This is a genomic window from Pseudarthrobacter sp. PvP090, assembly GCF_040547365.1.
GTDB lineage: Bacteria > Actinomycetota > Actinomycetes > Actinomycetales > Micrococcaceae > Arthrobacter.
The window spans coordinates 111,731-137,958 of record NZ_JBEPPO010000004.1 but is presented as its reverse complement, the minus strand read 5'-3'; the positions used below and the strand labels follow the sequence as shown (position 1 = coordinate 137,958).

General features: G+C 69.7%; 23 protein-coding genes. 17 read left to right on the top strand and 6 right to left on the bottom strand.

What is annotated here, in order from left to right; all coding sequences use genetic code 11:
* The first annotated feature begins 19 nt into the window (after positions 1 to 19).
* From ABIC21_RS05875 to ABIC21_RS05855, 5 genes are read left to right on the top strand one after another with little or no spacing between them, the layout of a single operon-like run.
* Positions 20 to 3,730 (top strand): nitrate reductase subunit alpha, encoded by a 3,711-nt coding sequence (locus ABIC21_RS05875; RefSeq protein WP_354349480.1) that lies wholly within the window; start codon positions 20 to 22, stop codon positions 3,728 to 3,730.
* A complete protein-coding gene (narH, locus tag ABIC21_RS05870) occupies positions 3,730 to 5,451 on the top strand; it encodes a nitrate reductase subunit beta (protein WP_354349479.1) in 1,722 nt (573 codons plus the stop codon). The genes ABIC21_RS05875 and narH overlap by 1 nt, the downstream gene beginning before the upstream one ends.
* Entirely contained in the window at positions 5,448 to 6,068 is a 621-nt protein-coding gene (gene narJ, locus ABIC21_RS05865; protein WP_354349478.1) for a nitrate reductase molybdenum cofactor assembly chaperone, read from the top strand. Before narH ends, narJ begins: the two co-directional genes overlap by 4 nt.
* A gap of 2 nt (positions 6,069 to 6,070) precedes the next feature.
* The gene (gene narI, locus ABIC21_RS05860) at positions 6,071 to 6,904 is read left to right on the top strand and encodes a respiratory nitrate reductase subunit gamma (RefSeq protein WP_354349477.1); all 834 of its coding nucleotides are present in this window, start codon (positions 6,071 to 6,073) and stop codon (positions 6,902 to 6,904) included.
* 50 nt (positions 6,905 to 6,954) lie between these two features.
* Positions 6,955 to 8,175 carry an MFS transporter gene (locus tag ABIC21_RS05855; protein WP_354349476.1) on the top strand — a complete coding sequence of 407 codons (1,221 nt, stop codon included), beginning with the start codon at positions 6,955 to 6,957 and terminating at the stop codon, positions 8,173 to 8,175.
* 16 nt (positions 8,176 to 8,191) lie between these two features.
* Here the strand turns inward: ABIC21_RS05855 and ABIC21_RS05850 are convergent, their stop codons facing one another.
* On the bottom strand, positions 8,192 to 9,529 hold the full coding sequence (locus ABIC21_RS05850) for a DUF445 domain-containing protein (RefSeq protein ID WP_502935958.1): 1,338 nt from the start codon (positions 9,527 to 9,529) through the stop codon (positions 8,192 to 8,194).
* A gap of 50 nt (positions 9,530 to 9,579) precedes the next feature.
* Here ABIC21_RS05850 and ABIC21_RS05845 point away from each other — a divergent pair, with 50 nt between their 5' ends.
* Positions 9,580 to 10,479 carry a glycerophosphodiester phosphodiesterase gene (locus ABIC21_RS05845; protein ID WP_354349475.1) on the top strand — a complete coding sequence of 300 codons (900 nt, stop codon included), beginning with the start codon at positions 9,580 to 9,582 and terminating at the stop codon, positions 10,477 to 10,479.
* Here the strand turns inward: ABIC21_RS05845 and ABIC21_RS05840 are convergent.
* The 3 genes from ABIC21_RS05840 to ABIC21_RS05830 form a co-directional block, all read right to left on the bottom strand.
* The gene (locus tag ABIC21_RS05840; protein ID WP_354349474.1) at positions 10,476 to 12,083 is read right to left on the bottom strand and encodes an HNH endonuclease signature motif containing protein; all 1,608 of its coding nucleotides are present in this window, start codon (positions 12,081 to 12,083) and stop codon (positions 10,476 to 10,478) included. The genes ABIC21_RS05845 and ABIC21_RS05840 overlap by 4 nt on opposite strands.
* Positions 12,084 to 12,237: 154 nt before the next feature.
* Entirely contained in the window at positions 12,238 to 13,830 is a 1,593-nt protein-coding gene (locus ABIC21_RS05835) for an ABC transporter permease (RefSeq protein ID WP_354349473.1), read from the bottom strand.
* Positions 13,823 to 14,776, bottom strand: coding sequence for an ABC transporter ATP-binding protein (locus tag ABIC21_RS05830; RefSeq protein ID WP_502935957.1), 954 nt, complete (start codon positions 14,774 to 14,776; stop codon positions 13,823 to 13,825). Before ABIC21_RS05830 ends, ABIC21_RS05835 begins: the two co-directional genes overlap by 8 nt.
* Before the next feature lie 238 nt (positions 14,777 to 15,014).
* Here ABIC21_RS05830 and ABIC21_RS05825 point away from each other — a divergent pair, with 238 nt between their 5' ends.
* From ABIC21_RS05825 to ABIC21_RS05810, 4 genes are all read left to right on the top strand, one after another.
* Positions 15,015 to 15,752 (top strand): AzlC family ABC transporter permease, encoded by a 738-nt coding sequence (locus ABIC21_RS05825; protein WP_354349471.1) that lies wholly within the window; start codon positions 15,015 to 15,017, stop codon positions 15,750 to 15,752.
* Complete coding sequence (locus ABIC21_RS05820; RefSeq protein WP_354349470.1) at positions 15,749 to 16,060, top strand: AzlD domain-containing protein; 312 nt, start codon at positions 15,749 to 15,751, stop codon at positions 16,058 to 16,060. Before ABIC21_RS05825 ends, ABIC21_RS05820 begins: the two co-directional genes overlap by 4 nt.
* 83 nt (positions 16,061 to 16,143) lie before the next feature.
* Positions 16,144 to 16,335 (top strand): hypothetical protein, encoded by a 192-nt coding sequence (locus tag ABIC21_RS05815; protein ID WP_282378365.1) that lies wholly within the window; start codon positions 16,144 to 16,146, stop codon positions 16,333 to 16,335.
* The gene (locus ABIC21_RS05810; protein WP_354349469.1) at positions 16,335 to 17,060 is read left to right on the top strand and encodes an ANTAR domain-containing protein; all 726 of its coding nucleotides are present in this window, start codon (positions 16,335 to 16,337) and stop codon (positions 17,058 to 17,060) included. The genes ABIC21_RS05815 and ABIC21_RS05810 overlap by 1 nt, the downstream gene beginning before the upstream one ends.
* A gap of 4 nt (positions 17,061 to 17,064) precedes the next feature.
* On the opposite strand, the gene ABIC21_RS05805 is transcribed toward ABIC21_RS05810, so the two are convergent.
* Both ABIC21_RS05805 and ABIC21_RS05800 read right to left on the bottom strand, forming a co-directional pair.
* A complete protein-coding gene (locus tag ABIC21_RS05805) occupies positions 17,065 to 17,481 on the bottom strand; it encodes a YkvA family protein (protein WP_354349468.1) in 417 nt (138 codons plus the stop codon).
* Positions 17,482 to 17,486: 5 nt separating this feature from the next.
* Positions 17,487 to 18,119, bottom strand: coding sequence for a TetR/AcrR family transcriptional regulator (locus ABIC21_RS05800; RefSeq protein ID WP_354349467.1), 633 nt, complete (start codon positions 18,117 to 18,119; stop codon positions 17,487 to 17,489).
* Between the two features lie 155 nt (positions 18,120 to 18,274).
* Here ABIC21_RS05800 and ABIC21_RS05795 point away from each other — a divergent pair, with 155 nt between their 5' ends.
* The 7 genes from ABIC21_RS05795 (at position 18,275) to ABIC21_RS05765 (ending at position 26,218) form a co-directional block, all read left to right on the top strand.
* Complete coding sequence (locus ABIC21_RS05795) at positions 18,275 to 18,622, top strand: thiamine-binding protein (RefSeq protein ID WP_354349466.1); 348 nt, start codon at positions 18,275 to 18,277, stop codon at positions 18,620 to 18,622.
* Positions 18,623 to 18,700: 78 nt separating this feature from the next.
* Positions 18,701 to 19,378 (top strand): O-methyltransferase, encoded by a 678-nt coding sequence (locus tag ABIC21_RS05790; protein WP_354349465.1) that lies wholly within the window; start codon positions 18,701 to 18,703, stop codon positions 19,376 to 19,378.
* Positions 19,379 to 19,535: 157 nt separating this feature from the next.
* Complete coding sequence (locus ABIC21_RS05785; RefSeq protein ID WP_354349464.1) at positions 19,536 to 20,642, top strand: acyl-CoA dehydrogenase family protein; 1,107 nt, start codon at positions 19,536 to 19,538, stop codon at positions 20,640 to 20,642.
* Positions 20,636 to 22,057: a PIG-L family deacetylase gene (locus tag ABIC21_RS05780; RefSeq protein WP_354349463.1), complete on the top strand. Its 1,422-nt coding sequence runs from the start codon at positions 20,636 to 20,638 to the stop codon at positions 22,055 to 22,057. The genes ABIC21_RS05785 and ABIC21_RS05780 overlap by 7 nt, the downstream gene beginning before the upstream one ends.
* A complete protein-coding gene (locus ABIC21_RS05775) occupies positions 22,058 to 22,852 on the top strand; it encodes a glycosyltransferase family 2 protein (RefSeq protein WP_354349462.1) in 795 nt (264 codons plus the stop codon).
* 93 nt (positions 22,853 to 22,945) lie between these two features.
* Positions 22,946 to 23,347, top strand: coding sequence for a VOC family protein (locus tag ABIC21_RS05770; RefSeq protein ID WP_354349461.1), 402 nt, complete (start codon positions 22,946 to 22,948; stop codon positions 23,345 to 23,347).
* Between the two features lie 240 nt (positions 23,348 to 23,587).
* Positions 23,588 to 26,218 carry a cation-translocating P-type ATPase gene (locus ABIC21_RS05765; RefSeq protein WP_354349460.1) on the top strand — a complete coding sequence of 877 codons (2,631 nt, stop codon included), beginning with the start codon at positions 23,588 to 23,590 and terminating at the stop codon, positions 26,216 to 26,218.
* Positions 26,219 to 26,228 lie beyond the last annotated feature (10 nt).

Genomic DNA, 26,228 nt, shown 5'->3' with positions numbered 1-26,228 from the left:
CGGCCCATAGCTTGAGGGCATGACTGCCGGAGGCGCTGCGGGGTTGGACGGACCCGCCTCGGATGCAATGTTGAAGCTGGGCCGATTTTTCACGAAATGGGACCAGACCGACGACGGCAGGGCGGTGTTCCGGGAAGGCGGCCGCAAGGGCGACATCTTCTACCGGGACCGCTGGAGCCACGACAAGGTGGTCCGCTCCACCCACGGGGTGAACTGCACCGGCTCCTGCTCCTGGAAGGTGTACGTCAAGGACGGCATCATCACCTGGGAATCCCAGCAGACCGACTACCCCTCCGTGGGTCCGGACAGCCCGGAATACGAGCCGCGGGGCTGCCCGCGCGGCGCGGCCTTCTCCTGGTACACCTACTCGCCCACCCGCGTCCGGTTCCCCTACGCCCGGGGTGTCCTCGTCGAGATGTACCGCGAGGCCAAGGCCCGGCTGGGCGACCCGGTGCTGGCCTTTGCCGACATCGTGGGGGACCCGGAGCGGCGCCGCCGCTACCAACTGGCCCGCGGCAAGGGCGGCCTGGTCCGGGTCTCCTGGCAGGAAGCGATCGAAATCGCGGCTGCCGCCCACGTGAACACCATCAAGAACTACGGGCCGGATCGCTGCGCCGGCTTCTCGCCGATCCCCGCGATGTCGATGGTCTCGCATGCGGTCGGAACCCGCTTCATCCAGCTGATCGGCGGGGTGATGACGTCCTTCTACGACTGGTACGCGGACCTGCCGGTGGCCAGCCCGCAGGTCTTCGGGGACCAGACCGACGTCCCGGAATCCGGCGACTGGTGGGACGCGGGCTACCTCATGATGTGGGGATCCAACGTCCCCGTTACCCGGACCCCGGACGCGCACTGGATGGCTGAGGTGCGGTACCGCGGCACCAAGGTGGTCACGGTCAGCCCGGACTATGCGGACAACACGAAGTTCGCCGACGAATGGCTCCCCGCCCAGGCCGGAACCGACGCGGCCCTGGCCATGGCGATGGGCCATGTGATGCTCAAGGAATTCTTCGTCGAGCGGGAGGTCCCGTTCTTCTCCGACTACGTCCGCCAGTACACGGACCTTCCGTTCCTGGTCCGGCTCGAACGGCGCGACGACGGCTCCCTCACCCCGTCCAAGTTCCTCACCGCCCGGGACCTCCCGGCCGAGGCCGGGGCCGAGGACGCGGCATTCCGCACCGTGGTGTTCGACAAGAAGGCCGGGCGCCCGGCAGTCCCCAACGGCTCCATGGGATTCCGCTACTCCGGCAGCGGCGAGGGCAAATGGAACCTGGACCTTGAGGGGATCGAGCCGGCGCTGTCGCTGCGCGAAGTCTCCGCGGCGAGCGCCGAGATCCTGCTGCCCTGCTTCGAGGAGGCGGACGGCACCGGCAGCGTGCTCCGGCGCGGTGTGCCCGTCCTGGAGGTGGAGGGGCAGCTGGTCACCACCGTGTTCGACCTCATGCTGGCCCAGTACGGCGTGGGCCGTGCCGGGCTCCCGGGGGAGTGGGCCGCCGGCTATGACGACGCCGCGACTCCCTACACCCCGGCCTGGCAGGAGGAGATCACCAGTGTCCCCGCGCAGGCCTGCATCCGGGTGGCGCGCGAATTCGCCCGGAACGCCGAGCAGTCCAAGGGCCGGTCCATGATCATCATGGGCGCCGGGATCTGCCAGTGGTTCCACGGCGACACCACCTACCGGGCGGTGCTGGCGCTCGTGATGCTGACCGGCTGCATGGGCCGCAACGGCGGTGGCTGGGCGCACTACGTGGGGCAGGAGAAAACCCGGCCGGTCACCGGCTGGCTGTCGCTGGCCAATGCCCTGGACTGGTCACGCCCGCCCCGGACCATGATCGGCACCGGCTACTGGTACATGCACACGGACCAGTGGCGGCAGGACGGCTACTCCGCGGATGCGCTGAAATCCCCGCTGTCCACCGGGGCCATGGACGGCATGCACACCGCCGACGCGCTGGCCCAGTCCGCCCGGCTCGGCTGGATGCCGTTCTACCCGCAGTTCGACCGCAACCCGCTGGACCTCGCGGACGAGGCGGAGGCCGCCGTCGCCGCCGGGACGGCGAGGGACACCCCCGGCTACATCGCGGACGCGCTCAAGAACCGCACCCTGAACCCGGCGATCGAGGACGTGGACGCCCCGGAGAACTGGCCGCGGACGCTCGTGCTGTGGCGCTCCAACCTGTTCGGATCCTCCGCCAAGGGCAACGAGTACTTCCTGCGGAACCTGCTGGGCACCCACAACAATGTCCTCGGCAAGGACCACGCCGAAGGCCTCAAACCCCGGGACGTGAAATGGCACGACCAGGCGCCCGAAGGGAAACTGGACCTGCTGGTCTCCGCGGACTTCCGGATGACCTCCACGACGCTGCTGTCCGACGTCGTGTTCCCGGCCGCCACCTGGTACGAGAAGCATGACCTCTCCTCCACCGACATGCACCCCTTCGTGCACGCCTTCACCCCGGCGATCGACCCGCCGTGGGAGACCAAGACGGACTTCGACATGTTCCACCTGCTGGCCCAGGAGTTCTCCCGGCAGGCCAGGACCCACCTGGGCGTGCGCCGGGACCTGGTGAGCGTGCCGTTGCAGCACGACACGCCCGGCCAGCTCGCCCAGCCCGGCGGGATCGTCCGGGACTGGCGGGACACGTCCATCCCCGCGGTCCCCGGGCAGAACATGCCCGTCTTTTCCGTCGTGGAGCGGGACTACACCGCCATCGCGGACAAGCTCGCTGCCGTCGGGCCGCTGGCCGACAAACTGGGATTCACGGTCAAGAACGTCACCTACAAACTCGCCGGGTCCCTGGACCGGCTCAGCCGCTCCAACGGCGTGATGCTCGGCGGCGCCGCGGACGGCCGCCCGGCGATCGACACCGACGCGAGAATGGCCGAGGCCATCCTGGCTTTCTCCGGCACCACCAACGGCGCGCTGTCCGTGCAGGGCTTCAAGGACCTGGAACTCCGCACCGGGCGGAAACTGGCGGACCTGTCGGAGGGGTCCGAGGAAAAATTCATCACCTTCGCCCAGACCCAGGCCGGCCCGGTCCCGGTGATCACTTCGCCGGAATGGTCCGGCTCCGAAACGGGCGGGCGGCGCTACGCCCCGTTCACCATCAACATCGAACGGCTCAAGCCCTTCCACACCCTGACCGGGCGGATGCACTTCTTCCTGGACCACGACTGGATGATCGACATCGGCGAGGCCCTGCCGATCTACCGGCCTCCGCTGGACATGCACAAGCTTTTCGGCGAACCCAGACTCGGCCAGGACGGGGCCATGGAGGTGGTGGTCCGCTACCTGACGCCGCACTCCAAGTGGTCCATCCACTCCGAATACCAGGACAACCTGCTGATGCTCTCCCTCTCCCGCGGCGGGCCGACGGTCTGGATGAGTCCCGCCGACGCGGACGCCATCAAGGTCAAGGACAACGACTGGGTGGAGTGCCTGAACATCAACGGCGTCCTGGTGGCCCGGGCCATCGTCAGCCACCGGATGCCGGCCGGCGTCGTCTACGTCCACCACGCGCAGGAACGCACCATCGACGTGCCCAAGTCCGAGGCCACCGGACGCCGCGGCGGCATCCACAATTCCGTGACCAGGCTGCTGGTCAAACCCTCGCACCTGATCGGCGGCTACGCCCAGCAGGCCTATGCGTTCAACTACCTCGGCCCCACCGGGAACCAGCGCGACATGGTCGCCACCGTCCGCCGTCGTTCCCAGGAGGTGCAGTACTGATGCGTGTGATGGCTCAAATGGGCATGGTCATGAACCTGGACAAATGCATCGGCTGCCACACCTGCTCCGTGACCTGCAAGCAGGCCTGGACCAACCGTGCCGGCACCGAATACGTCTGGTTCAACAACGTCGAAACCCGCCCCGGCCAGGGGTATCCGCGCCGCTACGAGGACCAGGACAAGTGGCAGGGCGGCTGGGTGCTGAACAAGCGCGGCAAACTGGTCCTCAAGGCCGGCGGCCGGGTCAAGAAGCTCTTCGGGATCTTCGCCAGCCCGGTCCAGCCCGAGCTCAAGGACTACTACGAGCCGTGGACCTACGACTACAAGACCCTCGTGGACGCGCCCCTGGGCGACGATTTCCCGGTGGCCCGGCCCAAGTCCCTGATCACCGGGAAGGACACGAAGATCACCTGGTCGGCGAACTGGGACGATGACCTGGGCGGTTCCACCGAGCACGGGCACTTGGACCCGATCGTGGAAAAGGTCCGGCGGGAATCCGAGGACAAGATCAAGTTCGCCTACGAGCAAACCTTCATGTTCTACCTTCCGCGGATCTGCGAACACTGCCTGAACCCCTCCTGCATGGCCTCCTGCCCGTCCGGCGCGATCTACAAGCGGGTGGAAGACGGGATTGTCCTGGTGGACCAGGACAAATGCCGCGGCTGGCGGCAGTGCGTCACCGGCTGCCCGTACAAGAAGATCTACTTCAACCACAAGACCGGCAAGGCCGAGAAGTGCACCTTCTGCTACCCGAGGGTGGAGGTGGGGCTGCCGACGGTCTGTTCGGAGACCTGCGTGGGCCGGCTGCGGTATCTGGGGCTGTTCCTGTACGACGCCGACGCCGTCACGGCGGCGGCGTCCGTCACGGACCCCCAGGAACTCTACGACGCCCAGATGGACGTGCTGCTGGACCCGAACGACCCCGCCGTCCAGGCCGAAGCCCGGGCGCAGGGCCTCCCGGAGGACTGGATTGACGCCGCCAGGCGCTCGCCGGTCTACGCCCTGGCCAAGATCTACAAGGTGGCCCTGCCGCTGCACCCCGAATACCGGACCATGCCGATGGTCTGGTACGTGCCGCCACTCTCACCCGTGGTGGACCTGCTGCGCGACCAGGGGCACGACGGCGAGGACGCCGGCAACCTCTTCGGGGCCATCGACGCGCTGCGCATCCCGGTGGAATACCTCGCGGAACTCTTCACCGCCGGCGACGCCGGCCGGGTCACCGCGGTCCTGAAGAAACTCGCGGCCATGCGCTCTTTCATGCGCGGCATCAGCCTCGGCAACGACCCCGACGACTCCATCCCCGAATCCGTGGGCATGGACAGCCAGACCATGTACGAGATGTACCGGCTGATGGCGATCGCGAAGTACGAGGAGAGGTACGTCATCCCGAAGGCGCACGTGGAACAGGCGCATGACCTGGAGGAGATGGGCTGCTCGCTGGATTTCGAGGGCGGACCGGGCATGCAGGACTCGTCCCCGTTCGGCGAAGCCAGCGGCCGGCCCGTCCCGGTGGCCGTGGAAACCTTCAACGCCCTGCGCGACCGGCAGACCTCCGGCGATGCGCCCGGCGAAACCACCCTGCGCGGCCGGGTGAACCTGCTGAACTGGGACGGGACGGGGGCTCCCTCCGGGCTGTTTCCGGAAAAGGCGCCGCGCCCTGAGGAACCGCCCGCGCCCGCGCCCGGTCCTGGCACCCCGGCGGACGGGGAGCAGCCGTGAGCCGGCGCGAGCAGGTGGTCTATCTCGCGGCGTCCTGGTGCCTGTCCTACCCGGACGAGGAGCTCCTCGGCAAGGTACCGCTCATGCGCGCCGCGCTGGCCGAGTTCCGCGGCGCCACCGCGGACTTCCAGGAGGTGCTGGATTCGCTGGAATCCGCACCGCCGATGGAGAGCCAGGCCCAGTACGTGCGGGAGTTCGACCTCGGCAAGCGCCACGCCCTGCACCTGTCCTACTGGACGGACGGGGACACCCGCCGGCGCGGCGAAGTTCTGGGCAACTTCAAGAAAACCTACCGGCAAAGCGACATTCTGGTGGACACGCACGGGGAGCTGCCCGACTACCTGCCGATGGTGCTGGAGTACGCCGCCCTCGTGGACCGCGCGGCCGGCCGTGAGCTGCTGATCCGTTTCCGGGCGAGCCTGGAGATGCTCCGGTTCGGGCTGCTACGGGACGGGCTTCCGCATGCCCGGATCCTGCAGGCCATCTGCGCCACCCTGCCCGGGAAATCGCCGGCCGACGAGCAGGCCGTGATGCGGATGGCCGGTTACGGTCCGCCCGCCGAAGCGGTGGGCCTGGACCCGTACGATCCGCGACTGCTGCCCGTGAAGGGGGCCTGACCATGCTGGCGTCCGAAACCGAGCCTGGATCCGCCGTCGAAATCTCCGCCCTGGACGTCGCCCTCTGGGGCGTCCTGCCCTACATCATGGTTGTGGTGCTGGTCGGCGGCCTGGTCTGGCGCTACAAGTACGACCAGTTCGGCTGGACCACAAGATCGTCCCAGCTCTACGAATCGCGGCTGCTGCGGATCGCCTCGCCCCTGTTCCACTTCGGCCTGCTCGCAGTGATCGCCGGCCACTTCTTCGGCCTGGTCATTCCGATGGCCTGGACCCAGGCGGTGGGGATGAGCCAGGATTTCTACCACTTCAACGCCCTGTTCGTGGGCGGGATTGCGGGCGTGGGCACGCTCGGCGGGATCCTCTTGCTGATCTACCGGCGCCGCACCACCGGACCGGTCTTTATGGCCACCACCACGAACGACAAGACCATGTACGTGGTGCTGACCGCTGCCATCGTGTTCGGCCTGTGGACCACCCTGGCCAGTGTTTTCGAGGGGGAGCACGGCCACAACTACCGCGAGACGGTCGCCCCGTGGTTCCGCTCGCTGTTCGTCCTCCAGCCGGACATCGCGGCCATGGCGGCCGCGCCGTTCTCCTTCCACCTGCACACCCTGGTGGGCATGGCCCTGTTTATCATCTGGCCGTTTACCCGGCTGGTCCATGCCTTTACGGCCCCGTTCCACTACCTGTTCCGCCCCTACATCGTGTACCGCTCGAGGGACCGGGACCGAAACGGCGGCACAGCGGGCGCACCGGCCGCACGGACCTCCAACGTCGCTGCCCGCCGCGGCTGGTCCGCCGTCGGAACCCGGGACCGGGACACCCGCAACCGCTGAGCCGGGCCGCAGCCCGGCGCACAACTGATGTCGAACTGAGAGGACCACCAGTGGCCGGATCCGAGCCCTTTCCGTCGGCCGCCCCCGCCGGGCGGACCCGCAACCTCGTGCTCGCCACCTCGGCGTCGGTGGTCGGTTTCTGGGCCTGGAACTCGGTTGCCACCCTCGGCGCGTTCTACACGCAGACCCTCCAGCTCACTCCGGCCGCCACCGGCGTGCTGGTGGCCATGCCGGTCTTCGTCGGCTCGCTGGGCCGGATCGTCGTCGGCACCTTGACGGACCGGTACGGCGGCCGGGCCATGTTCACCTTCGTGCTGCTGGCCTCCATCCTGCCGATCCTGCTCGTGGCTGTCGGCGGGCTCCTCAGTTCCTTCGCCCTGGTGCTCGGTGCCGGGCTGCTGCTGGGCGTTGCCGGAACGGTCTTCGCCGTCGGGATCCCCTTCGTCAGCGCCTGGTACGAGCCGTCGCGGCGCGGCTTCGCCACCGGCGTCTTCGGCGCCGGGATGGGCGGCACCGCGCTGGCCGCCTTCCTGAACCCGCGGCTGGTCGCGGGAATCGGCTACTTTCCCACGCACCTGCTGATCGCCGGGATTCTCGCGGTCATGGCGGGCCTGGTCTGGTTCCTGATGAAGGAAGCCCCGGGCTGGACCCGCAACAACCTCCCCGTCCTGCCCAAGCTGCTCGACGCCGTGAAGACCCCGATCACCTGGAAGATGTGCTTCCTCTACGCCGTCGTCTTCGGCGGATTCGTCTCCTTCGCCACCTACCTGCCCACCTACCTCCGCGACGTGTACAGCTTCGATCCGAGCGGCGCCGGGGCGCGCACCGCCGGCTTCGCGCTGGCGGCCGTGCTGGCACGGCCGGTCGGCGGCGTCCTCGCGGACAGGTTCGGGCCCAAGCCCGTGGTGATCACGTCCCTGGCAGGCGTCGCGGTCCTCGCCTGGGTGGTGAACCTGCAGCCCGACGGCGAGGTCCCCGCCGGCCTGACATTCGTCGCCATGGCGGCGGCGCTGGGACTCGGGACAGGCGGGGTGTTCGCCTGGGTGGGGGTGCTCGCCCCGCCGGGGAAAGTCGGCAGCATCAGTGGAGTGGTCAGCGCCGCCGGCGGCCTCGGCGGCTACTTCCCGCCGCTGATCATGGGAGCGACGTACGACCCCGCGACACACAGCTACTCGATCGGGCTGCTGCTGCTGGTGGTCACGGCGCTTGCTGCGCTGGCCTTCACGATCTTCGCCGTACCGGGCCGGGCAAAGGCGAAGGTCGCCGCCTAGGCGGAGGCCAGGAGTGTCAGCCGAAGGCCAGATGCGCCACCGTGAAGATCGCGAGCCCGGCGAGGGCGCCCACCACGGTGCCGTTGATCCGGATGAACTGCAGGTCCTTGCCGATCTGGAGCTCGATCTTCTCCGAGGTCTCCACCGCATCCCAGCGGGCCACGGTATCGGTGATCACGCCCGCGATGTCCGAGCGGTATGTCTTCACGAGGTACCCCGCGGCGTCCCCGATCCACTTGTTCACCTTGCCGGCCAGCTCGGGGTCAACCACCAGGCGCGTGCCAAAGTCATGCACCGCGGCTTTGAAGCGCACGGTCAGCTCGCTGTGCGGATCGTCGACGGCGGAGAGCAGCGCGGCCTTGATGGTCCCCCACGTGCGGGAGGCGAGTTCCCGGATCTCGGGATCACCCAGGACCTGGGCCTTGATGCCTTCGGCCCGGGCGATCATCACCGGATCATGCTGGAGGTCCTGTGCAAGGTCCTTGAGGTACTTGTCGATCGAGAGGCGGACCTGGTGCTTCGGGTCCGACTGCACGGCCCGGGTGAACTTCAGGATCTCCACGTAGACCTTGTCGCCCACGAGCCCGTCCACGAACGACGGCACCCACGTCGGGGAACGGTCGGTGACCAGCCGGTTGACCGTATCCTGGTTGTCCCGCACCCAGTCCACAGTCCGGTCCACCAGCACGTCCACCAGGGCGTGGTGGTGCCCGTCCTCGAAGATCCGCTGGGCGACGCGGCCCACCGGCGGGCCCCAGGGCGGGGCGAGCAGGTGCCGGCGGACCATGCCCTCGATCACGGCCTGGACGTCGTCATCGTTGAGCACGGTAAAGGCACCGCGGATGACGGCGGCGCCTTCCTTGGCGACGCGCTCGGCGCCGCCGGGCCCGGAGAGCCAGGCCCCGGCCTTCCGGGCGATGTCAACGGAGGCCAGTTTTTCCTGGACCACCTGCTCGGAGAGGAAGTTGGTCTCGACGAATTCGCCCAGCGAGGCGCCGATCTGGTCCTTGCGCTGCGGAATGATGGCGGTGTGCGGGATCTTGAGGCCCATCGGGTACTTGAACAGGGCCGTCACCGCGAACCAGTCAGCAAGGGCGCCGACCATGCCGCCTTCGGCCGCGGCCCGGACGTATTCCAGCCAGGGGTACTGCTTCTGCAGGGCGAAGGCGACCACGAAGATGACCGCCATCAGGACCAGCAGCGAGAGCGCCAGCAGCTTCATCTTCCGCAGCGCGGCCGCCTTTTCGGCGTCGCCGGCGGACAGGGTATGGCGGCGGACTGCGTCGCCGGCCGCGGCAGCTCCGGCGTCGCCGTGTCCTTCCGGACGGGTACTTGGCTCAGTATTCACCTGCATGTGCCCAGCCTAGCCCCGCTTTGGCAGCGGCTGTCGGCTAACGTGGCAGCATGACGACTGACGAGTCCGCCGCAGCCCGTCCGCTGGTCTACGCGCACCGCGGTTCAAGCGGGGCGTTCGCTGAGCACACCCGGGCCGCCTACCTGCAGGCAATCGCCGACGGCGCCGACGGCGTGGAGTGCGACATCCACCTCACACGGGACCAGCACGCGGTGCTGTTGCACGACGCCAACCTGGACCGCACGTCGGACGGCACCGGCCCGGTGGCGGACCGGACCCTCAACGAGCTGCGGCAGTTGGATTTCTCCTCTTGGAAAGGGGCCCGGATCCCGGACGAATACGGTGCCCGGTCCACCCAGCTGCTGACGCTCCCGGAGCTATTGGTCCTGTTGCAGTGCGCCGGCCGGGAGATCGGCCTGGCGATTGAGCTCAAACACCCCAGCCCCTTCCAGCTCAAGCTGGAGGACCGGGTCCTGGAGGTCCTCCGGTCCCAGGGCTGGGACCCGGCGACGTCCCGGCTCGGCAACATCACGGTGTCCTTCATGAGCTTCAGCCCGGATTCGGTGAAACACCTGCTCAAGTCTGTCCCGTCCGCCGCCGTGTGCCAGCTCGTGGATGACGTCAATGTCCTGGAGATCCGGGAGGAGCTTGGCCTCGGGGCGATCACCGGCGGGGCGCTCGCGAACCTGATGAAGGCGGCGCAAACCGAAGCCGAGCGGATCCTGGACGACTGCGAGACTGGGCTGGCAGGACCGGGCATTGACTATGTCCGGGGGCATTCCCGGACCATCCGGCGCTGGCTCAACTCCGGCCGCCGGTTCCGGGTGTGGACCGTGGACTCGGAAAACGACGTCGCGCTCTGCCAGGAGCTCGGGATCCACGAGATCACCACAAACCGGCCAGCCCAGGTCCTCGCCCAGCTGTCGGCCGGCACCCAGAGCCACCGCTAAGCGGCAGCGGAGTCGTGCCAGTCCGCGAAGGGGTCCGGGGGAAGTTCCAGGTTGGGATCCCGGTCGGGGTCCGGCGGCGGGTCGAGGTCGGTATCCCAGCCTGGATACGCGGGCAGGCCTGAATCCATCAGTGTGTCCGGGAGCGTCTCGGCGGCCAGGATGCCGGGTGGCCAGTGGGGTGGTTCCCAGTCCTGTTGTTCGCTGGGATAGTACCTTCCGGACGGGGAGGTCCAGCCGGGCGGGTTGTGCTTGTTGGCCCCGCTCGGTGTCCAGGCTGAGGCGTGTTTGAGGCGGTGGTGCCGGCGGCATGGCTGGCCGAGGTTGGAGATGCCGGTGGTGCCTCCGTCGGCCCAGGCCAGGAGGTGGTCGGCGTCGTTGTCCAGGGAGGGGTTGTTGCAGCCGGGGAAGGGGCATCTGCCGTCGCGGAGCCGGAGCCATTGGCGCATCGTCTTCGTGAGGCGGTAGCTGGTCCTCCCGATTTCCAGCGGGGCCCCGTCCCGGGGGTCGATCAGGACCCCGTGGAAGGAGTCGGCGCCGTCGGCGACCAGGCGGCGGGCCATGGACGGCGGGATCGGACCGTATCCGTCGAGCATCGCCGGTTCCTCGGTGGCGCCCAGGAGGGACAGGACCGGGACGGTGATGAGGACCTGTGCCCGCGGGACCGGCACCTCCCCGGCAAGACCGTTGCCGTCGGTGCCGGCGTCGGTGCCGGTGTTCAGGAGCAAGGTGGCGGCGATGTCGGCGCGGAGCTGGGCCAGGGTGCGTGCCTCGTCCGGGCCCTGAAGGGCACGGGCGGCAGTGGTGGTCCGGTCCCAGATCCCCGCGGCGGTATCTGCCGGCAGGTACGCGGAGAACCAGGCCATCCCGTCAGAGTCGGGGCGGAATTCGACCCGCCGGTCTTTCGCGCTTCTGGCGTGGCGTTTCTCGATGCTGTCCGGGTGGTGGCGTTCCCGCCAGGTGCGGGCCTTGCCGCGGAACCGGTACGGGACGAGTTCCCCGGCCGGGCAGCCCCGGGCCGGGTTGGGCGCGTCGGGGTCCAGGAAGTGCGCCTCCAGCGCGGCCGCCCCGGCCGGGTCCAGGTTCGCGGTTTCATCCACCATGGCCCGGGCGTGGTCCCAGGAGATCGTCCCGGCACCCAGCGCCTTCAGGGTCAGCGGCAAACGGTTCGTCAGGGCCAGGCAGTCGCCCAGGAACGCCCCGGCGGTCCCCGCTCCCACCGTCAGGACACACGCGACCTCAGCGGTCACGGCCATCTCCTGGCACCTGGCGTCCTGCAGGGCCACCGGCGGCGCGGCCAGGGCGTGCGTGGCCCGCAGATAGGCCGCGGCCAGCAGCACCTTCAACGCAGCAAACCTCGCCTCCACCTGGGCCATGTCGCCCAGGCCGTCCAGGCACTCGTCCGCCAGATCCCGCAACGGATCGTCCCACAACGGGCCGGCCCCGGACGGACCAGTCCGATCAGAAAAAGACGGACCAGTCTGATCAGAACAGGACAAATCAGCGCGGTCAGCGCCGCCCCCGGCGAAGGAATCCAGTGCCGCAGTCAACGCCGCGACGGCCGCCAGGGCCTCCCTTGCCTCCGCACTCCAGTCCGTGCTTCCCATAAACCCATCAAATCATCGAGCACCGACAAAAAGACGACCGGCCGGCGTGACGCTGGTACTGGCACCTGGAAAGGGGTTTTTCGTCAACTGACTCGTGCCCGGGCCGCTGAGCTTCTCCACCAACACGGACTGGCGTTCTCCAGAAAGACAGGGCCTAGGCTGCGAGATCGCGCCGGCGCCAGCCGGAATACCCCAGCGCCGCGAGGGCCGCCGCGGCCATGGTGAGGACTGCCAGCGCCGGCACATCACCGGAGCCCACCGGGAGCAGCGGGGAGTGCCGGAACGGGGAGAGGTCCATCAGCCATTCAGGGGCGTTCCACAGCACCCCGAATTCTCCCAGTGCGACGAGGGCCAGCAGCAGGCCCCAGACGGCTCCGGCCAGCCGCGGCGCCCAGCCAAACACGACCAGCGCCACGCTGGTCACAACCCACGCGGCGGGGACCTGCGCCAGGGCGGCTACGGTGCTGCGGCCCAGAACGGCGGCGTCGTTGACGGCGACAGCGGCGCCGGCGCCGATCGATGCGCCCGCCAGCAGGAGCAGCAAAGCCACCCCGGCCAGGGCAAAGACGAAGTGGCTGCTCGCCCAGCGGACCCGGGTCGTGGCCGTCCCCAGCAGGGCTTCGGTGTGGCCCGTAGCCTCCTCGCTGCGCAGGTGGTTCGCGGAGGACACCCCATAGGCTGCCGCCAACAACCCCATGATGCTGATCTCCGCGGCCAGGAAGGCCTCCGTCAGGGCCTGCCGGCCGCCCAGCAGTTTGATCAAGTCCTGCGCGTTCGGCGAGCTGAGCAGCTCTGCCACGTTGCTGGCAAGGGATCCGATCACGACGCCGAAAACCACGAACGCCACGGCCCAGGCCAGCAGCACCTTGTACTGCAGCCGCACGGCCAGAGCCCAGACGCCGGACAGCGAACCCCTGGCCGGACCGGGGCGCTCAGCGCGGAGTCCGGCGCCAAGGTCGCGCCGGGCACGGAGTACAAAGGCTGCCGGGACGAGCACGAGGCACAGGGCGACGGGCAGCACCAGCACCCACCAGCGGTCCCCGGAGAACGCCCGGATCTGCTGGTTCCACCCGATGGGCGACAGCCACGAGAGCACCGAGGGGCCCGGTTCGGCCAGGTCCCCGACGGCGCGCAGCGCATAGGTGAGGGCCACGAAGCTGATGCTGAACCCGGTGGCGGCCCGGGCGCTGGCGGTCAGTTGGGCAGCCAGTCCCGCCACGGCACTGAAGGCCATCCCCGTGGCAGCCCAGCCCAGCCCGAAGGCTAGGGAGCCGACGGCGGGCAGTCCGCCGGCCGCCAGCGCGGCCGCCGAGAACAACCCGAGGACAACGTTGGCGCCGAAGCTGATGGTGAGCGCGGCCGCCAGCGGGGCGTCCCGGCCCAGCCGTCCGCCGCCGAGCAGCTCCAGTCGTCCGCTTTCCTCGTCGCTTCGGGTGTGCCGGATGGTGAGGATGACCATGAGGACGGCGAGGATGGCCGTCATAAACGCGGTGTATTTAATCAGCGAGAGGGCGCCGATGGAGGTGGGATCGTAGATCCGCCCGAACAGGGCCACCATCGAGGCAGTCGCATTCAGCACGGTAGAGGCCTCGACTCGGCTCGCCAGATCCGGGTAAAGCTCGGCTCCGGCCACCGCCGTCGAGTAGGCGATCAGGGCAAAGCCAAGGATCCAGAGCGGAAGCAACCAGCGGTCCCGCCGCAGTCCGAGCCGGATCAGGACGCCCGTTCCGGCCAGGGTCTCAAGCATCGCCGGCCTGCCGTCCGCCCGGCACCGGGGTGCCGGGCCGGCCGGGGAAGGTGCCGATGGCCGCGGCAGGAACTCCGGCGGCGATGTCGCCGTAGTGGCGCAGGAACAGGTCCTCCAGCGTCGGCGGCTGGCTTGTGAGGGACTTCAGTCCCGCCGTCGTGAGCGCCTGCATCAGGTGCGTCAGCCCGGCAGGCTCGACCTGCGCGCTGACCCGGTGGTCCGTCACGACGACGTCGTGGACGCCGGGCAGCAGGTCGAGTCCGGGAGGCACCGTGGCGACGTCGGCGGTGACCGAGGTGCGGGTCAGGTGGCGCAGCTGCTCCAGCGGGCCGGTCTCCACGACCTTCCCGGCGCGGATAATGCTGACCCGGTCGGAGAGCGCCTCGGCCTCGCTGAGGATGTGGCTGCTCAGCACCACGGTGCGCCCCTGCGCGCGCAGTTCGCGGACACAGCCGCGGAAGGCGTCCTCCATCAGCGGGTCCAGGCCGCTCGTCGGCTCGTCCAGGAGGAACAGCTCGGCATCGGTGGCCAGGGCTGCCACGAGGGCCACTTTCTGCCGGTTTCCCTTCGAGTAGGTGCGCGACTTCTTTGTGGGGTCCAGCTCGAACAGCTCCAGGAGCCGCTCGCGGCGCGCGCGGTCCTGGCCGCCCTGTAAGCGGCCGAGCAGGTCGATCACTTCGCCGCCGGTCAGGTTCGGCCAGAGGGCCACGTCCCCCGGGACATAGGCCAGCCGGCGGTGCAGGGTCGCCACCTCGCTCCAGGGGTCCAGGCCCAGCACCCGGATGGAGCCCGCATTGGAGCGCAAGAGCCCCAACAGGAGCCGCAAGGTGGTGGACTTGCCGGATCCGTTGGGACCGAGGAAACCGTGCACCTCGCCGGCCGCCACCTCGAAATCCAATCCGTCCAGGGCCGTCACGGCCCCGAAGCGCTTTACTACGCCAGTCATTTCCACGACACCGCTCATAGTCAACAAGGTACGCCGGATTGACCGGCGGGCACCCCTGCGGAAAGTCCCGTTTTTCCCGCTGGCAGCCGCGGTTAGCGGGCACCCCGTGGCTGTGATTGAGTGGTTCCATGCCATCTCGCTGGTCCGGCCGGGACACCCAGACGCTTTCCGCGGTGGCGCTCAGTGGCCTGCTGGAGGCGGGCGCCGCCGTCGGCCTCCTGCGGAACCCGGTCCGGCGGTGAGGCTCCTGCAGTCCCCGGCCGTCCGGGTCGGGCTGTCCATCAGCATCGCCACCGGTCTCTACGGTGTGTCTTTCGGCGCGCTTTCGGTCACCTCCGGGCTCGACTTCTGGCAGACCATGGCGTTGAGCCTGCTGCTGTTCAGCGGCGGCTCGCAGTTCGCCTTCATCGGGGTGGTGGCCGGGGGTGGCTCCGGCGTCGCCGCGATGGGTGCGGCCACGTTGCTGGGCATGCGCAACGGGATTTACGGCATGCAGATCAACGCACTGCTGCGGCCGCGCGGCTGGCTGCGGTTCGCCGCCGCCCACGTCACCATCGACGAATCCACCGCCACAAGCACGGGCCAGACGGACCCGCTCGAGCAGAAGCGCGGCTTCTGGACCGCGGGCCTGGGCATCTTCGTCCTCTGGAACCTGTTCACCGCGGTGGGCGCGCTGGCCGGAGCGTCGCTGGGGGATCCCAAGCAGTGGGGCCTGGACGGAGCCGCCGTCGCGGCGTTCCTGGGCCTGCTGTGGCCACGGCTCAAGGGCCGCGAGCCGGTGGCGATCGCCGTCGTCTGCGCCCTGGCCACCGTGCTGGCCGTACCGCTGGTGCCCGCCGGAGTGCCGATCCTGGTGGCCGCGGTGGTGGCGGCAGCAATCGGCTGGTTCAGCCACGGCCGCAGCGACGAAGGACTGGAACCGGACGTGGACCCCTACGAACACCCGCACCCGCGTCCATCGGGGGAAGCCAAATGACCCTGTGGATGTGGCTGCTGCTCTCCTGCCTGCTGGCCTACGCCTGGAAACTGCTGGGCTATCTGGTCCCGGCCAGCGTGCTGCGCGACCCCCGGATGTCCCGGATCGCCGGGACCATGACCATAGGCCTGCTGGCGTCCCTGACGATCGTGAACACGGTGGCATCGGGGCAGACGCTGGCGCTGGATGCACGCCTGGGGGCACTGGCCGCGGCCGGCATTGCCCTGATGCTCCGCGCGCCGTTCCTGGTGGTCGTCCTCGCCGGCGCCGGCGCGGCAGCCGGACTCCGGCTGCTGGGCTGGAGCTAGCTGTTCCGCTACCTCGCCCAGTACCGCTCCGTAACGGTCTTTAGTCCCTACTTGCCACTCAGGCCCCGTGGGAGCATTCGGATATGAGCGACAACGAGGATCCGGATACCCCTGCGCCCGGCAAGGGCCAGCATTCCAAGCCGCATGAGCCGTTCGTTCCGCCGGGTGCCGAGTCCACCCGGGAACTGCGTGAGATGGCCCGGCGCCGCCGGGAGGCCGAGGAGAAGCTGCAGCACCACCTGCAGGAGGCCAAAGAGAAGCCGGCGGAGGATTGATGCTGAGAGCCCGGCTCGCGGAACGGCTGCAGGACCTCCTGCTCGACAACGACGCGCTGGAGGATTTTCTCCGGCAGCTGTCCGCCCTGGGGGCAGAGTTCGCAACAGCCGAAACGGGCCGCCCGGTGCTGTGCTCGGTGCGGCTGGCGCGGCGCCGCCAGCCGATCGTCCTGGCCGGCAGCAGCCCCGAGGCGTTGATACTGGACAGTTTGCAGGACAGCGTGTCGGAGGGCCCAGGGCTGGAGGCCCGGCTGGCCGGGCTGGCGGTGCTGGTCCCGGACACAACGATGGATCCCCGGTGGAGGCGCTACCAGCGGGCCGCCGCCCAGCGCGGGAACCGCAGTATTCTCTCCGTAACCCTGCTGGCGGACCGGGACGCGACAGCCGTCTTCACCTTCTCGTCGACATCCCCGGAGGCTTTCGACGACGGTGCCGTGGCAGCCTGCGGGGCGCTCGCGGTCCGCGCCGCCAAGGTGATGCGGCTGGCTGTCCGGCTTGACTCCGCCCAAGGCCTGAACCGCGACCTGCTGCAGGCCATGCGGTCGCGGACCGCGATCAACCTGGCCACCGGGATCCTCATGGCCCAGAGCCGCTGCTCGCAGTCCGAAGCGTTCGAGCTGCTGTCCACGGTCTCCAACACCAGGAACGTCAAACTCCGGGTCCTTGCCGAGGAAATCCTCCGGAGGTTCGACGGCGGCGCGGCCGGAACGGCCTTCAGCGCCTGATCCCTTACCGCGGTGCCCCGAGGCCGGCGAGCCTGAGGATGAGCTGGAGCCCCTCGGGGGTGCCCGGCCAGTGCCGGCGCACCGCATCCTCGCCCGCCCGCGCGATCACCGAACGCAGCACGAGGGCCACAATGATGACATCGTCCGCGTAGCCGATCACGGGCAGGAAATCCGGTACGAGGTCGATCGGCGAGAGCAGGTACGCCAAGAGCAGGGCCAGCCGAACCCGTACACCGGCGCCCAGGGTCTTGTCAGCGAGCAGCCGCCGCAGGAGCCGCAGCAGGTCCGGCAGTAAGCGCAGGGCGTCCTTCATCGCGACCGTTTCCGGGTGCCGGCGCGCGTAGCCCCACAGGAGGAGCAACAGGACGGCGTAGACCAGCAGCACGCCGCCAACGGCGCCCGCCACGGTTTCCCATGACACCGGTGCTAGCCGAGGACAGAGTCGAACGCCGTGCCCGGCAGCGGCGACTGCGGCGGCAGCGGCCGGCTCGGGCGCTCCGTGCGGATGGCGTCCTCGACCAGGGCGACAGGACGGCGCCAGGCGTCGGAACCGGCCTCCATGGTGTCCACGACGCCGATCAGCATGGCCAGCAGGCGGATCAGGTCCGTCATCGAAATATCGCTGCGCAGGGTTCCCTGGCCCTGTCCGCGGCCCAGGAGCACGGCCACGGATTCGATCAGATCGCCGGTGATTCCGGTGAGGAGTCCGCGCCGGCCGGCGACGGCTCCCAGCAGGTTGGCTTCTTCGCTGGCAACGCCCATCAGCGCGTCAATGACACGGAAGAGCCCGTCCGCGGCGTCCGGCCCGGCGAGGGCCTCCTCGATGACCGGGTCGACCAGCAGGCCGAGCTGGCGGTGCAGGGCCGCGAGGACCAGTTCTTCCTTGTCGGCGAAATTCCTGAACAGCGTTGCGGGTCCAACTCCGGCCGTTACGGCGATGGTCTGCAACGGCACCTCGGGGCCGTGCTCCCGGAAGCACTGGCGGGCGGCGGTGATGATCTTGTCCACGTTCCGCGCGGCATCGGCGCGGAGCGGCCTGCGGTCTGCTACCCGGTTCATTTGCCTAGGTTAGCAACGCAAGGCCGGGGCCGGGAGATTACTCCCGGGTAGTGACTAATGTGACGGTTTCTGCGGACGGGGCCGTGCCGGGCGCGGGCCCTATCCGGGCCCACTCCAGGCCGTCAGGCATCCGGTGCACGTGACAGACTGGTGCCATGTTGCTTGCATTTTCTGTTGCCCCCTCTGGTAGTCCGGCACGCACGGCCGCGGACTCGCCCGCCGGTTCCGCAGCCGTCCCGGCGGACGAGGCTTCGGTCCACGACGCCGTGGCCGAAGCGGTGCGGATCGTCCGGGAGTCCGGCCTGCCGAACCATACCGACTCGATGTTCACCACAATCGAGGGCGAGTGGGATGAGGTCTTCGACGTCGTGAAGCGGGCCACCGAGGCAGTGGGCCGTTACGGCAGCAGGGTCTCCCTCGTCATCAAAGCTGACATCCGGCCGGGCTTCACGGGCGAACTCACCGGAAAGCTGGACCGCCTGGAGCAGGCGCTCGGCGACTAGCGAGTCAGTGGAGCGGGCTGGGATTCCCGGCCGTCCGGAGCCTACCGCCGGGACGGGCCAGCTGGAAGACTGAGGGGCATGTTCGAGCATCAGCCCACCGCCCGCTGGATCGCCGTCGAGGACTTCCTGTCCGATCTTGTGGTCCGTCCGGACAATTCCCTGAAGCGCGCCGTCACGTCCGCCGTCGAGGCGGGCCTGCCGCCCATCGAAGTCGCCCCCACCGCCGGCAAACTGCTCAAACTCCTGGTGCAGCTCTCCGGCGCCCGCCGCGTCCTGGAGATCGGGACGCTGGCCGGCTTCAGCACCATTTGGATGGCCCAAGGGCTGCCCGACGGCGGCCGGCTGCTCACGTGCGAATACCTCCCCAAACACGCCGAGGTGGCCCGCGCCAACGTGGACGCGGCCGGGCTGGGCCACCTCGTGGAGATCCGTGTCGGGGCGGCCTTGGACACGCTGCAGGCGCTCGCCGACGAGGGCGCGGAGCCCTTCGATTTCGTCTTCATCGACGCGGACAAGGAAAACAACCCGCATTACCTCGACTGGGCCATCCGCCTCGGCCGGCCCGGCACCGCCGTCGTGATGGACAACGTGGTGTGGGAGGGCGCCGTGCTGGAACCCTCCATGGACTCCGTCAATGCCCCGGGGATCATCAGTGCCCTGCACATGCTGGGCGAAGACCCGCGGCTGGACGGCACCGTCATCCAGACAGTGGGTTCCAAAGGCTGGGACGGCTTCGCCCTCGCACGGGTGCTGTAGCGGCGGTGGAGCGCGCAGCGGCGCCGGAACTGCCACCGGAATTCCCAAAGTGCTAAGTGTGCTTAGATTTACTGAGCAGCCCGCAATTACTGAACAGTAGCCCGGCTGACAGCCGTGGACGCCGCCAGCAGATGCACTTCGAAGGAGAACAGGCCCAATGAACCGGACTTCAGATTCCCAGCGGCCCCGCGCCGTGAGGATCAGTTCTGGGCCGGAACGCCTGGCTGGCCTCACCCCCCTGCTGGAGGCCGCCCGCTCGGCCGTCGGCGACGTCCCGGCGTTGCTGGAGCTGGCCAAAGCCGCAGACGAGGCCGCCCCGAAACCCGGCGAGGGGCGGACGGCCTTCCTGTGGGAGATCCTTGCCTCCGTCACTGCGGTCGACGTCGCGGCCGGCCGGGCCATTGAACCGCACCTGGACGCGTCGGCAATCCTCGCCCAGGCCGCCGGCCACGCGGCGGTGGAAGGCTGGGACTGCCCGGACTTCAAGGGTGTCCACTTCGACGGCGCGTGGGGTGTATTCGCCGCCGAAGCCGCAGGCCTGCGGCTCGAGGCGACGCCGGTGGACGGCTGTTTCCTGCTGCAGGGATCCAAACCCTGGTGCTCCCTGGCCGCCCAGCTGGACCACGCCGTCGTGACCGCGCATCTGGACGACGGCGGCCGCGCCGCCTTCGCCGTCGACCTCCATGCCCCTGGCGTGAGTTTCGCGGATCCGGAATGGACCAGCCGGGGTCTCCGGGAGATCCCCAGCGGCACTGTGCACTTCGATGCCGTCCCCGCCGTGCCGCTGGGCGACGCTGGCTGGTACTACCGCCGGCCCGGCTTCGCCTGGGGCGGCATGGGCGTGGCCGCCTGCTGGCTGGGCGGCGCCGTCGCCGTCGCCCGCGGCTTCAGGGGATCCCTGCTCAAGGCGGCCGACGGCGGCCGCGAACCGGACCAGCTCGCGCTCGCCCACCTCGGCGAGATCGACCGCACCCTCGCCGCCCTGACCGGGTACCTCGCACAGACCGCCGGGCAGATCGATGAGGGAAAACTCACGGACACCGGCGCCTGGAGCGAGGCACTCCGCGTCCGCGGCAACGTCGCCGCCGCCGTCGAACGCATCCAGACGCTGGTCAGCCAGAACCTCGGGCCAGGACCGCTTGCCTTCGACGACGTCTACGGAAAGCGCATGGCCGACCTCGCGCTCTACATCCGCCAGCACCACGCCATGCGCGACGACGCCCAGCTTGGTGCCCTGACGCTCAAGGGAGACCACCCATGGTGAGCTTCACCCATCAGGACGCCGGAACCGGCGAGGATGCCTGGGCGGCCAGCGGACTGGCTGCGCTCCCGGAGCTGCCGCTGGACGGCGGGGAGCTCGCCGGCCAGGCGTTTATCGTCCTGGCCGCCCACCCGGACGACGAATCCCTGGGCGCCGGCGGGCTGATGGCCCGGCTCCGGGGGCTCGGCGCCCGCGTCACGGTGCTGCTGTGCACGGCGGGGGAGGCTTCCCACCCCGACTCACCCACCACGACGCCGGAACAGCTCGCCGCCGTGCGGCTCAGGGAATTCGGCGGCGCACTCGCGCATCTGCTGCCGGATCCGGACTGGCGGTTCCTCGCCCTGCCCGACGGCAGGCTCGCCGACCACACGCCGGAACTGCGTGCGGCGCTGCAGCACGCCATCGCCGACGCTGCCGCCTCGGGACTGCCCGCGGAGCGCATCACCCTCGTGGCCCCGTACCGGCACGACGGCCACACCGACCACGAGGCACTGGGCGCGGCAGCCGCCGAGGCTGCCGGCGCCGGCGGCCACGGACTCCTGGAATACCCCATCTGGTACTGGCTCTGGGCGGACGCCGCGGACCAGGCATGGCAGTCCTGGCTGCGCCTGCCGCTGGACCCCGCCGAACGGCGGGCGAAGGCGGCGGCGATGGGCTCCCACGACTCGCAGGTCCGGCCCCTGTCCGGCCAGCCCGGGGATGAGGTGCTGCTCCCGCCGGGGTTCCTGGAGCACTTTGAACGGCCGTTCGAGACGTTTGCGTGGCAACGTCCGGCCGCAAGCGGTGGCTCCTACGCCGCCGCCGACGCGGAAGGCGTCTTCGACGCCGTCCACACCGGCACCGACGACCCGTGGCAGTACACCACCAGCTGGTATGAACACCGCAAACGCTCCCTCACCCTCGCGGCCCTGCCCGGCCTGAACTACGCGGCAGGACTGGAAATCGGCTGCTCGATCGGGACGCTCAGCGTGGAACTCGCGCAGCGCTGTGCCAGCTTCACGGCCGTCGACGCGAGCAGCGCCGCGCTGGGCCACGCCGCGCGGCGCCTCGCACACCTGCCCGAGGCCCGGACCCGCCACCTCACCGTCCCGCAGGACTGGCCGGACGGCCGGTTCGACCTGATCGTGGTCTCCGAGGTCGGCTACTACCTCTCGCCCGGCGAGCTGGCCGGGCTATTCGAACGGGTCCAGGCCGCACTCCTTCCCGGCGGCACCCTGGCCCTGTGCCACTGGCGCCACCCCATCTCCGGCTGGGAGCTCGACGGCGACTCCGTCCACGCCGCCGCCCGCCGCCACCTCGGCTGGGCCGACGCCGGTCTCTACCGGGAACGTGACTTCATCCTGGAGGTCCTGATCGCGCCGGAGGCCGGCGGGGAACCGCGGCCGGAAGCGGCCCCCGTGCCGGGCCCGGGCAGCTAGATGGCTGCCCACGCCCTGCCGCTGCCCCGCGGCCACAGCATCGACCGGATCGCCGTCGTGATGCCCGCCCACAATGAGGACGAACACCTCGGCCGGGCCCTGCTGGCAGTGCAGTGCGCCGCCGACGCCCTGCACCGGGTCCGTCCTGACGTGGACGTCAGGGTGACCGTGGTGCTGGACAGCTGCACCGACGGCTCCGCCGGCATCGCCGCCCGGTACGCCGCGGCGGACCGCCGCTTCAACGTCCTTGAAGTGTCCTTTCGAAACGCCGGAGCCAGCCGGGGTGCCGGGATCCGGGCGGCCGGGATCGGGACGGCCCGGCGCCGGCCGCCCGGCCTGCGCTGGACACCCCCGCCGTGGGCGGGCCGGACCTGGCTGGCGAACACGGACGCGGACTCGCAGGTTCCGGAATGCTGGCTCATCCGGCAGCTGGAATTCGCCGACGCGGGGGCCGACGCCGTGCTGGGCTCGGTGGAGCCGGACCCGGACGGGATGGACCCGGAGCTGCTTCGGCGCTGGCTGGAACGCCACCCGTTCGAGGAAGACCACCCGCACATCTACGGCGCCAACTTCGGGGTCCGGGCCTCGGCTTACCTGGCCGCCGGAGGCTTCCCGAAGCTCTCCTCGCACGAGGACCGGACCCTGGTGCAAAGCCTGCGCAACCGCGCCTTCACCGTGACGGCGACGGACAGCATGCGAGTGCTGACCTCCGGCCGCGTCCACGCCCGGGCGCCGCACGGCTTCGGCGCCTACCTCCGGACGCTTGGACGGCACCGGCCACCGGCGGACGACTGACGCGGGGCTGCCGCCCGCGGCCTGTCGGCCGGCCCGGAGCCGCGGGCGCGGCGTTAAGGATCTGTGCGTGGGCGGTGTCTGTATGCTGTGCGCATGACGGCGCTGCAGATCTATGTCAGTTTCCCCGGCACGGCACGTGAAGCACTCGGCTTCTACGCGGACGTTTTCGGCGGAGAGCTTTCCTTGTACACCTACGAGGACTTCAGCCGCAGCGACGGCCCGCCAGAGGCCATAGCTCACGGAGTGCTCAACGGCGCAGTCGCTTTGGCCGGATCGGATGCGGCACCAGGCCAGAAGAGTGTCCGGCTCGAAGGTGTCATGCTCTCATTGCTGGGGACCGCCGAACCGTCCGTTCTCCATGAGTGGTTCGACAGACTCGCTGATGGCGGCCAGGTGGTGGACCCCCTCGCCCCGAAACCCTGGGGCGCTTCGGACGGCCAGGTCATCGACCGTCACGGACTTCACTGGCTCATCGGATACGAGCCTGCGCCCTGAGCGTCGGCTCTTGGGCTGCTCATTCGCTTGCTTAGCGGTCCACTGCATGGACTAGCTGGTGCGAGCACGGATACGGGCCCGGCGCCCCGCCGTGACTTTTGGCCCTAACGGCCGGCGCCCGCGGGGCGCACCCTCGATCCATGAGCTTCCTGACCAGGGCCGGTCTGCGTTGTTGCGCCTAAGCGGACCCGGCCAGCCGTGACACCGGAGGCTCCCGCCGGGGGGCCAACCGCCGGGGCCTTGCCAGGCGTTGAGGGTCTGAGCTCCGCCGAGGCGGCGCGCAGGCTCACGCAATTCGGGGCGAACAGGCTGCCAGAGCCCGGCACAGTCCCTGGCTGGCGGAAGCTGCTGGGCGAACTGACCCACTTCTTCGCCATCCTGCTGTGGTGTGCCTCCGTGCTGGCCTACCTGGCGGGAATGCCGCAGCTGGCGATCGCGATCGTCGTCGTGATCCTGGTCAACGGGATCTTCGCCTACATCCAGCAGGAGCGAGCCCAGCACGCTGCCTCCAAGCTCCGTGAGCTGCTCCCGGCAATGGTCTCCGTCCGCCGGGACAACCGCGTCATCAAGGTCCACACCACCGAGCTGGTGCCGGACGACGCCGTCGTGCTGGTTGCCGGCGACCGGGTACCCGCGGACCTCCGTCTGGTCATGGCGGCAGGCTGCTCGGTGGACGAATCGATGCTCACCGGTGAAAGCGAGGCGCTCGCCAAGGTCCCCGGCGACACCGTCTTTGGCGGGACCTTCCTGGTCAACGGCCAGGCAGAAGGTGTGGTCGCGGGAACCGGCGGGAAGACCCGGCTCGCCGAAATCGCAGCCCTGACGGGAAAGGTGGAGGCGCCGCCGAGCCCGCTGGCGCGGGAACTGCAACGAATCGTCCGCATCACCGCCACAATGGCGCTGGGCATCGGCGTGCTGTTCTTCGTGCTGTCCCTTCTGGTCGGAATCTCCTGGCGGGACGCCTTCTTGTTTGCCATCGGCGTGATGGTGGCGCTGGTGCCCGAAGGCCTGCTGCCCACAGTCACGCTGTCCCTGGCCGTCGGGGCGCAGCGGATGGCCCAGCGCAACGCACTGGTCCGGAACCTGGAAGCGGTGGAAACCCTCGGCTCCACCACCTTCATCTGCACGGACAAGACCGGCACGTTGACCCAGAACCGGATGAACGCCGTCGAGGTCTGGACCCCGGCCGGCGTGCTCAGCGTCATCGGCGCCGGGTACGGGCCGGAGGCTGAGGTCACAGGGACGGGCACCGGGGAGGCACAGCACCTCAGCACCGCCGCGCTGGCCGCCTCCGTGGGCCGTGCGGTGCTCCACGAGGGCAAGTGGGTCGCCGAGGGGGACCCGATGGAGGCGGCCATCGCCGCGCTGGCCGCCCGGCTGGCCGGTCCCGGGCCAGATCCCGGGCGGGGTCCGGCGGAGCCTGAGGTGTCGCACCGCTTCGCCTTCGATCCCCGCCGGCTGCGGGAGTCCGCGATCGTCGGAACCACCCTGTACGTCAAAGGCGCCCCGGAATCCGTGATTCCGCTGTGCGTGCACGGCGGCGGCGACGCCGGCGAGGCAGCGGGCGCCGCCCGGGCGCGGGAAAAAGTCGACCAGATGGCCTCCCACGGGCTCAGGGTGCTGGCCGTGGCCGAGCGGACCCTGCCCGGCCCGCCCGGCGCCAGCTTCAAACTGGAGGACGCCGAGAGCGAACTGACGCTGCTGGGGCTGATCGGCCTGCACGACCCGCCCCGGGCCGAGGTCCGCGTGGCGCTCGAGGCGGCCCGGGAGGCCGGCATCAAGGTCGCGATGGTCACCGGCGACCATGCCTTCACGGCAGCCGCCATCGCCCGGGAAACCGGGCTGATCGGAACGCCCGAGCTGGTACTGGAGGGCCACAACCTGCCCGAGGACGACGCCGTTCTGGCCGCGCTGCTGGACCGCGACGGGGTGGTGGTCAGCAGGGTCACCCCGGAACAGAAACTCCGGGTGGCCCGGCTGCTTCAGGGCCGCGGCCACGTCGTGGCGATGACCGGCGACGGCGTCAACGACGGCCCGGCCCTGCAGCAGGCGGACATCGGCGTGGCCATGGGGCTGAGCGGCACGGACGTGGCCCGCGAGGCGGCGGACCTTGTGCTGCTCGATGACGACTTCGCCACCATCATCGCCGCGGTGGAACAGGGCCGCGCCACCTACGCGAACATCCGGCGCTTCCTGACCTACCATCTGACCGACAACGTCGCCGAGCTCACCCCCTTCGTGATCTGGGCGCTCTCCGGCGGGCGGTTCCCGCTGGCGCTGAGCGTGCTGCAGGTCCTCGCCCTCGACATCGGCACCGACCTGCTCCCCGCGCTGGCGCTGGGCAGCGAGGCACCGAGCAAGGGAACGCTGAAACGCCCGCCGGAGCGCAGGCACCTGATGGACCGGGCGCTGATGTTCCGCGTGTTTGGGCTGCTGGGCCCGGTCGAGGCGCTCTTCGAAATGACGGCGTACACGGCGGTGCTGATCGGTGCCGGCTGGACCCCCGGGGCGGAACTGCCGCCGTCGGACGTGCTGATGGCCGCCTCCGGCGCCGCGTTCACCACCGTCGTCCTGGCCCAGCTCGCCAACGCTTTCGCCTGCCGCAGCGCCTCCGTTCCCCCGTGGCGGCTCGGCTGGTTCACCAACCGGCTGCTGGTCTGGGCGGTGCTGGCAGAGCTGGGGCTGCTGGCGGTGTTCCTGTTCCTCGGGCCGCTGGCCGCCCTGCTGGGCCACGCACCGCCGTCGCCCGGCGGCCTGGCCGTGGCGCTCGCCGCCATTCCCGCCGTGCTGCTCGCGGACTGGCTCTACAAGATCGCCCGCCACCGCCGGGCCGCGAAGGCCGAACCGGCCACAAAGGTCCAAAGACTCTGACACCGGAAGG